5 protein-coding genes and 1 pseudogene are annotated in these 8,602 nt (G+C 71.2%); 1 reads left to right on the top strand and 5 read right to left on the bottom strand.

Annotated elements, in window-relative coordinates; all coding sequences use genetic code 11:
- Window positions 1–71: 71 nt before the first annotated feature.
- From AC6EUL_RS22410 to AC6EUL_RS22400, 3 genes and pseudogenes are all read right to left on the bottom strand, one after another.
- Window positions 72–416: pseudogene (locus AC6EUL_RS22410) on the bottom strand (IS630 transposase-related protein); the annotation flags it as partial.
- Between the two features lie 1,191 nt (window positions 417–1,607).
- A complete protein-coding gene (locus AC6EUL_RS22405) occupies window positions 1,608–4,769 on the bottom strand; it encodes an efflux RND transporter permease subunit (RefSeq protein ID WP_499872794.1) in 3,162 nt (1,053 codons plus the stop codon).
- A complete protein-coding gene (locus AC6EUL_RS22400) occupies window positions 4,759–5,850 on the bottom strand; it encodes an efflux RND transporter periplasmic adaptor subunit (protein WP_056214238.1) in 1,092 nt (363 codons plus the stop codon). The genes AC6EUL_RS22405 and AC6EUL_RS22400 overlap by 11 nt, the downstream gene beginning before the upstream one ends.
- A 276-nt stretch (window positions 5,851–6,126) precedes the next feature.
- On the opposite strand from AC6EUL_RS22400, the gene AC6EUL_RS22395 reads away from it, so the two are divergent.
- Window positions 6,127–7,056 carry a DMT family transporter gene (locus tag AC6EUL_RS22395; protein WP_499872792.1) on the top strand — a complete coding sequence of 310 codons (930 nt, stop codon included), beginning with the start codon at window positions 6,127–6,129 and terminating at the stop codon, window positions 7,054–7,056.
- A gap of 9 nt (window positions 7,057–7,065) precedes the next feature.
- On the opposite strand, the gene AC6EUL_RS22390 is transcribed toward AC6EUL_RS22395, so the two are convergent.
- Window positions 7,066–7,677 carry a flavin reductase family protein gene (locus AC6EUL_RS22390; RefSeq protein ID WP_056214229.1) on the bottom strand — a complete coding sequence of 204 codons (612 nt, stop codon included), beginning with the start codon at window positions 7,675–7,677 and terminating at the stop codon, window positions 7,066–7,068.
- A gap of 10 nt (window positions 7,678–7,687) precedes the next feature.
- Window positions 7,688–8,251 (bottom strand): nitroreductase family protein, encoded by a 564-nt coding sequence (locus AC6EUL_RS22385; RefSeq protein ID WP_056349824.1) that lies wholly within the window; start codon window positions 8,249–8,251, stop codon window positions 7,688–7,690.
- Window positions 8,252–8,602 lie beyond the last annotated feature (351 nt).

Genomic DNA, 8,602 nt, shown 5'->3' with positions numbered 1-8,602 from the left:
CGACATCCCGCGCCTCCAAAATGGCGCCCCCAGAACTAAACCTACCAGACAGCCAGCTTTGCCGGCCTAGTTTTTTTGCGCGTGATGCCGTGGCGCTTGAAGAAGCGGGACAGGCTGCTGACCCCGACCCGCAAACCCTGTTCGGCCAAACGGTCGCGCAACTCGTGCAAGAACAGCTCGGGCTGCGCTTCGTAGGTCTGCCGGATGAGGTCGGCCTGCGCTTCGATGGTGTGCGAGCGTTGATCGCCGCCCATCGGCTTGGCGTGTGTCCGACCCTCCTGCACGAAGGTCCCGTGCCAGCGCACGGCGCTGGCCGGGCTGACCTCGAAGCGCCGCGCCGCCTCCCGGCGCGAAGCCCCCGCCTCAATCGCGGCCACGACACGCTCACGCAGATCAACGGACAGGGCAGACGCCATCGGCTCTCCTCCTCGGAAAGCCGTCCATCGAATCACATCACCGCCGCGGCCGAAACCCTGGACGATTCAAGTCGATCGGTGACCGCTCTAGGCCTTAAAGGGAGCGCCCTTTGTGTGCGTAATTGGTGTTTTCCGACCGACCTGAGGCATTCTATAGCACCCTTTGCAGGATGACGCTCGTGGGGGGGCGGTAGCATTTCGTCGGCATGAGCGAGATAACGACCGATACTTATCCGTACACTCTTCAAGTCGACCCGAACCCGCGGCGTGAAGGGAGCTGGCAGTGGGCAATCCGGCGACATGGTAGGATGATCCAGCGATCGGATCGCGATCACCCCTCCGAAGCGAAGGCCCGAGCGCAAGGTATTGGGCAAATCAAAAAGTTACTCGGCGGTGGGGATAGAGGCCTCTTCTGACGCGCTAAACCGAATGCGCTGCGGCTCGACTTGGGTCGCGTCTCCAAAATTCTTGGATGATCATAAGCATAAACCGCCATGCAATGTGCGTCCGCCTAAGAAGGCAGCGCCCTCCAGTTGCATGGATATCGTCAATCAGCAGCATGAAGTGCCCCCCGCCCGCGGGAATAACGACACTGTTTCGAGACAATCTACTGTCTGCGTGGAGCCAAGTAGAAGGTGCTTGCGTTTCTCCCGCGGTCCTTGCTTGGAGGTCGGCCTACCACCGACCCGTTCTCCACGAAGTCATGACCTCGTTCCAAGGGGGACAGCAACCTGATCGATTTGTCGGAAATTCGATCGTCTTCCTGACATTTAATCGTCGCGAAAACTTAGCGAACCTTTCTGTTAAGGGCGGTGTCGGAAAAGGTTGACCGGAAATCTCCCGGCGTCAAATCCCTTTCCTCATCCGTGACAGCAGGCTTGCTTAGTTCATTGTAGGATCTTGACCTGATCGCTTTGCTTACGACGGGTCTGCCCCTTTGAAATCGACCGGTCCAGAGCCAATCGACAGGGTCAAGCAGAAGCTGTGATGTTGTCCGCCAGGAGCTGGCGCGGCGCGCGAAATCCCGGATGATCCCGGATGATCCCGCCAAATATCTATGACCGTCGCCAGTTAGCGATGACATGGCCAGAACCCGGGTCCGGGACGGCCATCCGGCCTTCGCCTGGCCCCGGATCCGGCCCTCCTGGTCTACGCCGCCGTGCCGTCCGGGTCGCGCGGGGCGAGGGTGCCTCAGGCGACCGGTTCGAGCGCCCTGCCCTGCGGCGTGCCGAAGCGCGCGAAGCGCAGGGCCAGGGTCGGCAGGATCAGGAGGTTGAGCACCGTCGAGGTGGCGAGGCCGCCCAGGATCACGATGGCCATCGGGCCCTCGATCTCGCGGCCGGGCTCGCCGGCGCCCAGCGCCAGCGGCAGCAGGCCGAGGCCGGTGACCAGGGAGGTCATCAGGATCGGCACCATCCGGTCGGCGGCCCCGCGAACCGCCGTGTCCCGGTCCCAGGCCTGCCCCTCCTCCACCACGAGGTGCTCGTAATGGGCGATCATCATGATGGTGTTGCGCAAGCTGATCCCGAACAGGGTGACGAAGCCGACGATCGAGCCCAGCGACAGCACGGCCCCGGTGGCGAAGACCGCCAGCACGCCGCCCACGAAGGCGAAGGGCAGGTTGACCAGCACCAGCAGCAGGTTGCGCAGGCTTCCCGTCACGATGGCCAGCAGGAGGACGATGCCGAGGCCGGCCAGCCCCGAATAGACCAGGAGGTCGCGCCGGGCCCGCGCCTGCGCCTCGGCCGAGCCGGCGAAGCCCACATAGGTGCCGGGGGGCAGGGCGACCGCGCGGGCGATCTTGCGCTTGGCATCGGCCACGAAGCCGGCGACGTCGCGCCCCGTCACGTTGGCGGTGACCGCCTGGACCCGCTGCGCGCCCTCGTGCTGGACCTGGTAGCGCCCGGAGGTCTCGTAGATGTCCGCCACCTGGGCGAGGCGCACCACCCGGCCGCCGGAGCCGCGCAAGGGCAGGTCGCTCAGGGCCGAGAGCCGGCCCCGCGTGGCGGAATCGAGGATGACGAGGACGTTGAACACGGCGTTGCCCGCATAGGTCTGGCCGACGATGTCGCCCTGGTAGGCGGTGCGCACCACCTCCATCACCTCGATGGCCGAGAGGCCCCAGTGGCGCAGGTCGTTGGGCCGCAAGCCCACATTGACCTGGGGCAGGCCCGCCGGTGAACTCTGCTGGATGTCGACGGCGCCCCGCACTTCGGCGAGCTCGCGGGCGATGTCCCGGGCGGCCGTCTCGATGGCGCCGAGATCCGTGCCGAAGACGTTGATCACCACCGGGGCGGTGAAGCCCGACACGGTCTCCTCGATGCGCTCGGTGAGGAAGGTCTTGAGGGAGAAGGCGGCCCCGGGGAAGCCCGCCATCACGGCCCGGATCCGGGCCTCCGCCGCCCCCTGCCCCGCCCCGTCGAGGCCGGGTTCGAGGTCGATGTGGATCTCGCTGTAATGGGTGCCGGCGGTGTCCTGGCCGGCCTCGGCCCGGCCGATCTGCGACGCCACCGCCCGGATGCCGGGAATCGCCTTCAGTTCGGCGGTGATGCGGGTGCCGAGCCGCATGGATTCCTGCAGGGCGGTGCCGGGCGCCGCCGCCATGTGCAGGATCAGGTGGCCCTCCTTGAGGTCGGGCAGGAAGGTCGAGCCGAAGAACGGCAGCATCGCGGCCCCCAGGAGGGTGACGAGGAGGCCGCAGGCCATGAGGACGCGCGGGGCGCGGTCGATCCGGGTGAGCAGGCGGGCGTAGGCGCCGCGCGCGACGCGCATCACCGGCGGGTCCAGGTTCGAGGCCTCGCGCCGGCCGGTGAGCAGCCCCATCGCCAGGGCCGGGGTCACCGTGAGGGCGACGGCGAGCGAGGCCACCACGGCGAGGATGTAGGCGAGGCTCAAGGGGCCGAACAGCCGGCCGGCGATGCCCGACAGGGCGAGGACGGGGAGGAAGACCAGCAGCACCGCGATGGTGGCGTAGGCGACCGCCGTGCGCACCTCCAGGATGGCGTCGAGGACCACCCGCCCCTCGGGGCGCGGGCCGCCGAGGCGGCGGTTCTCGCGCAGGCGCCGGACCACGTTCTCGACGCCGATCACCGCGTCGTCCACCACCTCGCCGATGGCGATGGCGAGCCCGCCCAGGGTCATGGTGTTGAGGCTCTCGCCCAGCGCCTGGAGCGCCACCACGGCGGCGATGAGCGAGAGCGGGATCGCCAGCGCCGAGATCACGGCGGTGCGCCAGTCGTACAGGAAGACGAACAGCACCACGACCACCAGGATGCCGCCGAGCCCGAGGGCCTGGAGCACGTTGCCGTTGGCGATGGCGATGAAGTTGGCCGGCCGGAACAGGTCGGCGTGCAGGGTCACGCCCTCGCGCGCCAGGGCCGGGCGCAGGTCCTCCAGGGCCGCCTCGACCCGCGCGGTGACCGCGCGCGTATTGGCGCCGTACTGGGCGCCGACCATGAGGAGCACCCCGGGCCGGCCGTCCACCAGGGCGGCGCCGATCGCTGGCTCGCCGGTGGCGACCACGGTGGCGACGTCCGAAAGGGTCACGCTGGCCCCGCCCTCGTTGATCAGCACGGTCCGAGAGACCGCCTCGGGGCTCAGCGACTGCCCGTCGGTCTGGAGGGCGATGCGCTGGTTGGGCGTGTCCACGAAGCCGGCCCCGCGCACGCCCGTGGCTTTCCGCGCGGCGGCGAGCACGTCGTTGACGCCGATGTTGAAGCGCACGAGGTCGTTCGGGCGGATCTGCACCTGCAGCGAGCGCACCGCGCCGCCATAGACCGAGACCTGGGCGATCCCCGGCACGGCGAGGAGGCGCAGGCGCACGGTCCAGTCCGCCAGGGTGCGCAGGTCCATGTCCGAGCGGCTCTGCGTGGTCAGGCCGACGAGCAGCACCGTGCTGGTGGCGGAGGTGAGCGCCGTCATCGCCGGCGGCAGCACCCCTTGCGGCAGGCGGCCGGCCAGCGCCGTCAGCCGCTCGGTGACGAGCTGGCGCACCCGGTAGATGTCGCTGCCGGCCCCGAAGGTGACGGTGATCACCGACAGGCCCTGGATCGAACTCGAGCGCAGGGAGACCACCCCCGGCAGGCCGTTGACCGCGACCTCCACGGGTTGGGTCACCAGCACCTCGACCTGTTCCGGGTTGAGGCCGGGGGCCTCGGTCTGGATCACCACGGCGGGGGGCGCGAATTCCGGGAAGACGTCGTACTGGGCATCGGCCAGGACGACGAAGCCGTAGGCGGCGAGCGCCAGGCTGAGCGCCAGGACGACGCCGCGGAAGCGCACCGCGAAGGCGACCAGGGCCGCCTGGGGGCCGCGGGGGCCTCCCGGTCCGGAGCCCGGCGCCTCAATCGTCATCGACGCCGCCCGAGACCTGGAGCTGGCTCTTCATCTCCTCGGAGAGGAGCGCCTGCGCCCCCGAGAGCACGATCTCGGTGCCGCCGGGCAGGTCCTCCACCACGTAGGCGTCGGCCGACATCGGCGGGTCGGCCTTCAGCCGGTGGCGGGCGAAGGCGTCGGGCCCCACCGCCCGGTAGATCCAGGCGGCCCCCTGCCAGTGCACCACCGCGTCCTCGGGCACGCTGAGGCCGGTGACGCTGCGGTCGGAGGCCAGGAAGGCCAGCATGCTCATGCCGGGCAGGAAGCCGCTGTCGCCCGGCACGGTGTAGAAGAAGCTCAGGCCCTGGATGCGCGGGTCCGTGCGGGTCGCGGGCGAGACGTAGGCCAGGGCGACCCGCGCGCTCTGGGGCGGCACCTCGGCGAAGGCCGCCGCCGGCGGGCCCTTCAGGCCCTCCCCCGGCGGCAGGGTGACCTGCACCAGGAAGTCGGTGCGCTCGATCAGCCGGGTGACGGTGGCCGCGCGCGCGACGATGGCCCGGCCGATCACCGGCCCCCATTCCTGCTGCGCGGTGGCCGAGAGGGTGCGCACCTGGGATTCCGCCGCCGCCAGGGCGGCCTGGTCGGTCTGGGCGGTGCCCCCGGCGGTCTCGACCTGCACGGTGGTGGCGTAGGGGCCGAGGGTCCTGGCCCGCTGCAGGGCGCTGCGCGAGACCTCGGCGCGGGCCTGGGCCGTCTGGAGCGCGGCCTGGGCGCTGGCATAGGCGTTGGTCAGGTCGGTGACCCGGGCGAGGTCGAGGACGCTGCCATAGGCCTGCAACTCCTCCCGGTGCTCGGCCAGGGGCCGGGCCTCGGTCGTGATGCCGATGCGGGCGCGCTCGGCGGCCGAGAGGCGCACCACGGTGCGGCCCTCCTCCACGGCGGTGCGCTGGGCCGGCAGGTGCGCGGGCTTCGCCGGCCCGGGGCGGGCCTGGAGGGCCTCGACGTGCTCGCGCAGCTCGCCCAGGAGGAGGGCGCCCTGGGGCGAGACGGCGAGGCCGCCGAGGCCGGCCGCCAGCACGCCGACCAGGAGGAGGGCGAGGAGGAGCGATCGCCACGTCACCGACTGTCTCGCCCTCCCCCTGGTCCGCGGCCGTGTCGCCGCTGTGTTCCGCCCGGCATAACCGTGTTCACCCGCAGAGGGAATCGGTGCGCCGAGCGATACCGGGGGATGGGCACGCTGCCGGTTCTCCGCAGGGCCGCGGGGATTCGCGCCGCGGCGGCCGCGGACGGATTTCGATGGCGGTGTTGCGCCGGACGGCCTGTCCCCGCGGCCCCCGGCGGGCTATCCCCCGGTCGCCGGCCGCGAGCCCGGCCCGAGCCCAGGGAGATCCGCCCCATGCGCGTCCCGGAGACGCCCGCCGGACGCGCGGCCGAGCCGGCGGCCACGGCCTACCCGCTCCTCGTGTTCACGATGCTGCTCTGGGGCGGCAACGTGGTGGCGAGCAAGTGGGCGGCGGGCGAGGTCTCGCCCCAGGTGCTCACCTGCCTGCGCTGGGCCTTCGCCTGCCTCGCCCTGGCGCTGCCGGCCCGGGCCGGCCTCAACGCGGAGTGGGACCGGCTGAAGCGCCACTGGCGCTACGTGCTGCTGATGGGGGCGTGCGGCTACACCCTCTACGCCAGCCTGTTCTACGCCGCCGGCCTGTTCACCAGCGGCATCAACATCGCCCTGTTCCAGGGGTCGATCCCGGTCCTCGTCATCCTGATCAACTATCTCGTCCACCGGGTGGCGGTGACGGGGGCGCAGCTCCTCGGCGTCGCCGTGACGCTGGCGGGCGCCATGGTGGCGGCGACCCACGGCGACTGGCGGGTGCTGGCGACCTTCGCCTTCAACCGGGGCGACGTGCTGATGCTGGTCGCCTGCGGGCTCTATGCCGGCTACACCGTGGCGCTCTCCCGCAGGCCCAAGGTCTCGGGCCTGAGCTTCTTCACCGCCGTGGCGCTCTCCGCCTTCGTGACCTCGCTGCCGCCGCTCGCCGCCGAATGGGCCCTGGGCCACACGATCTGGCCGACCGGCAAGGGCTGGGCCATCGTGCTGTTCGTGGCGCTCGGGCCCTCGCTCATCGCGCAGCTCGCCTTCCTGCGCGGCGTCGAGCTGATCGGCCCGAACCGGGCCGGCCTCTTCGTCAACCTCGTGCCGATCTTCGGGGCCGGCCTCGCCATCCTGCTGGTGGGCGAGCCGTTCCGCTGGCACGACGCCCTGGCGCTGGCCCTCGTCATCGGCGGCATCGCCATCGCGGAGCGCCTGGGCCGGCGGCGGGTGGCCTAACCGAGTGGCCTACCCGCCCCCGCCCGCCGGCCGGCGCAGCTCGAACCGGGTCTCCGGTTCGGCGGTGAAGTAGTCGAAGTAGCCGCCGCGCAGGATCGGCCGCATGGCGCCGGTGTCGACGAGGCCGTCGCGGATGAAGCGGTCGTCGATGTAGATCGAGACCACCTGCCCGATCACCAGGAAGTGGGAGGCGTCGCTGCCGTCGAGCGGCGTCAGCGGCACGGTCTGCAGCCACTTGCACTCCAGGGCGGCCGGCGATTCGGCCACCCGGGGCGGGCGCACCTTTCGCGAGGGCGCCGGGGTCAGGCCCGCGAAGGCGAACTCGCTCTCGCCGCGGGGCAGGGGCGCCGAGGTGGCGTTCACCGCCTCGCGCAGGTCGTAGGTGGCGAGGTTGCAGACGAACTCGCCGCCCTCCTCCGCGAAGGTCATCGCGTCCTTGCGCCCGGCCGAGGAGAACATGACCATGTCGGGGCCGGCCGCCACGGCGTTGAAGTAGGAATAGGGCGCGAGGTTCACCGCGCCGTCGCGGTTCATCGCGCTGATCCAGCCGATCGGGCGCGGGGCCACCAGGGCCTTCAGCGGGTTGTGCGGCAGGCCCTTGGTCTCGGCGTCGTAATGCATGGGGTGCCCCTCAGAGCCGGGTGACGATGTCGGCGAGCGCCGGGCGGGGCCGGTCGGGCGGCACCTCCTGGGCGCGCCCGATATGGATGAAGCCCGCGAGGCGCTCGCCGGGCACGAGGCCGAGGACGTCGAGGATGCGGGAATCGTAGGCGAACCACTCGGTGAGCCACGCCGTGGCGTAGCCCGCGGCGTTGGCCGCCACCACGAGGTTCATCGCCACCGCGCCGGCCGAGAGCACCTGCTCCCATTCGGGAATCTTGATGTGCGGGCCGGCCCGCGACACCACCGCCACCACCAGGGGGGCGAGGGCGAGGCGGTGGCGCTCGAGGTCGAGGCGCGCGGCATCGGCCTCCGGGTGGTCGGCGGCATAGGCCGCCGCGATGGCGTCGCCGATGCGGGTGCGGGCCTCGCCCGCGATCACCAGGAAGCGCCAGGGCGCCAGCTTGCCGTGGTCCGGCACGCGCGACGCGATGGTGAGGAGCGCGTCGAGCTCGGCCGCGTCCGGGCCCGGCCCCGCGAGACGGAGGGGCGGGACCGAGCGGCGGGTGCGCAGGAGATCGAGGGTGGCGTTCATGGCATCCCTGGAGCAGGATCGGGCGAGAGGGGCGGGGCCGCAGACGACCGGCCCTCGGAGGCGGGATGGCCTTGCCGCCGCCATGGTCCGGTTCCAGAGGGCGGGCACCGGGCGCGGCGACCGTCCGTGACATGGCGCGCCGGCGGCGGATTGGCAACGCCGGCGGGACGCCCCGGTCGGGATTGGGAGGTGCGGGATGGCGCGGGCAGGGTACGGATCGGTCTGGCTGGGCTGCGCCCTCCTCCTCGGCGGTCACCCCGGCACCGCCGCGGCGCCTGTCTCTTATAAACATATCCGAGCCCACGAGACCAGCCGCGTAATCTCGGTTTGCGTGTTGTGGGGGTTATATAG

It is taken from the genome of Methylobacterium sp. 001424705, assembly GCF_059816145.1.
The sequence above is the reverse complement of the archived record's forward strand: the minus strand, read 5'-3'. Positions and strand labels throughout refer to the sequence as shown.